Below are 2349 nucleotides of genomic sequence, written 5' to 3'. Positions count from 1 at the left end.
CATTTAGCATTTGTAACAATGAGACTTTTGAATTGATATAACCACTATTAAGGATATAATCTATCGTCGATATATGAATCTTTTGATATTGATAATTTAACAGTAATTTTAAAATTTTAACTTGATTTAATGTGATATGAAATGAGTATTTTAACATATCATCTATCACTTTTAACATCATAATATGAGCTACAACAACTTTAATGCGAGAATAAATCATTATAAATCACACCTCTTTAAATCACGCTTAGATTTTAAGATGGTATTTTACATGAATAATGCTATATCCAGGGATTACTATGGTACTGTCATTAATATATTTATCAACATAATGTGCTTGCCAACATTGTGGTTGGTTTATAATTGCATTAATCATAGCACTATTCTGATTATGTACGAATGGTACATATGGATTAAATACTATTTGTGTCATATTAGCGTGATGAATTTTTTCCAGACCAATATACTTAAATTGTATATAGTCAATATCGCTACTGTACATTGTTATCGGTAAACATATGACACACTGTAGTTCATGCTTAAATCGAGTGACTATCATTGTGTCATTTTTAAATATGACATTTCCTCTTAATTGATTAAACTTTGTAATAATAAATTGCATTATAGTATGTGGTGATAATTGTGATTTAACCACTGTTTGGTTAGTATTGGGTGCCACTATTTTAAACCCACTCAATTTTTGACAATATTTCATAATTGATGACATATGTACCATGATGTCATCTGTCACTTTATTTTCCGTCATTAGCGCAAATGATGACACATCTAAGATAACCTTGGAAATTGTCCCTTTAAATTGCTCTATATTATCCACCTTTAGAATAAATTGATTAATATCCTCATAAAATTGTTGCGGATGGTCGTTACTGCTATCCCAATCAGTCATTTGATATATCACTTCATAACATTCTATATAGTTATTTATCATTCTCTTTAATTTGTTAATAGCTGTATGTGTTAAACGCTCTACTAAAAAAGATATCGTTAAGCCCCTATTTTCAAATGTTGAATTAAATATTGCTATCATTATTTTTTCAAGTTTATGTCTTTCCTTAGAAGTCAATATACCTTCATATCGATGCTGAATTTTAAAGATGATATTACTGCGTAGATAAGTTATTTTATCTATCAATTGACATAGATCTTGATTTTCATCTATTAGCTCTAAGTTAATTATAATATGCACTTTGTCCTTATTTATCTTTAGTTGCTGATTAATCATATTAATAATATGACTATCAAGCCAATACCATTGGTCATGGTCAATTAAAATTTTCGGATAATTATAATCCAGGTGAACTTTACTATTATTATTAGAGACATCAATTTCTTTAATTAAGTGCTTGGATTCATTATCTTCTTCTAGTAACTTCAAAATATTATTGTTAATATCAATTATTTGGAATTTGTCCTCAGAATAAGATGAAGGCTGATGTCTCTTCCTTATTAATTTAGGTGTTGCTCCATATGTTTCTTTAAATAAGTGGATGAATCTAGAATAATGATTAAAACCATGATTACTTGCTATTTTTTCAATAGGTGCTGTTGAAGTTAAGATGTCAATTAAACAATAATTCAAACGTATTTGATTGACATACTGATTAAAATTATTATATGGAGAATGCTTAAACATTTCAGTTAATGATTTACTTGACATACTAATGTGACTAAGAAGATCCTTTTTATTAATTTTTTTATGATGATGAGTGGTTAAATAACTATGCACTTCTTCAGCTACAAAAGACTTATTAGATACATGTAATTGTAAATTTGCCAACTCTATACATAGATAAGTTAACAGCTTGTCATTCGATACTTCAATACTATTACCAATATAATGATTGCTAATAAGATAATTTATTAATGTCTTAATCACTTTTCTGTCTTTATGTGAGATGAGTTGTCCTGTCATATCATATGACATCATGTTAAATTTCAAAAAGAATTGCATATCAATATCTAAAATACAACAAATGGCATTATTAGAACTTTTAATTTGATATAAATCATTAACTGTCACAAGTGCAATATCATATCTTTTTACGTTATATTTTTGTAGATTGATGACGATGTCACCATTGCCTTGTAACCAGTATATTAATTTTATATTCGTAACTTTCGTACTTCCTATATTCATATTTTTAAAAATATGTAGTGAAAAATTCTCTGTCATCTTATATCCTCACATAACATCGTGTTTTGATTTACTCCCCAATTTCTATTTATAAATCAATTCCAACATCTATTCTTCACTAACAATTATAAAAATCCATTTAAAAAAGCAGTAACAATACAAGATGCTATTATATCAAATAATTTAATTATTTA

At 26.8% G+C, this 2349-nt stretch carries 1 protein-coding gene and 1 pseudogene; both read right to left on the bottom strand.

Going from position 1 to position 2349, the window contains the following annotated elements; all coding sequences use genetic code 11:
* Positions 1–220 (bottom strand): annotated as a pseudogene (locus tag CD113_RS12795) (transcriptional regulator); the annotation flags it as partial.
* A 27-nt stretch (positions 221–247) separates the two neighbouring features.
* On the bottom strand, positions 248–2194 hold the full coding sequence (locus CD113_RS12445; RefSeq protein WP_002461849.1) for a helix-turn-helix transcriptional regulator: 1947 nt from the start codon (positions 2192–2194) through the stop codon (positions 248–250).
* Between the last annotated feature and the right edge of the window lie 155 nt (positions 2195–2349).

Origin of the sequence: Staphylococcus simiae (assembly GCF_002902085.1) — a bacterium.
Classification (GTDB): Bacteria; Bacillota; Bacilli; order Staphylococcales; family Staphylococcaceae; genus Staphylococcus; species Staphylococcus simiae.
This window is presented reverse-complemented; position numbering and strand designations above follow the sequence as displayed.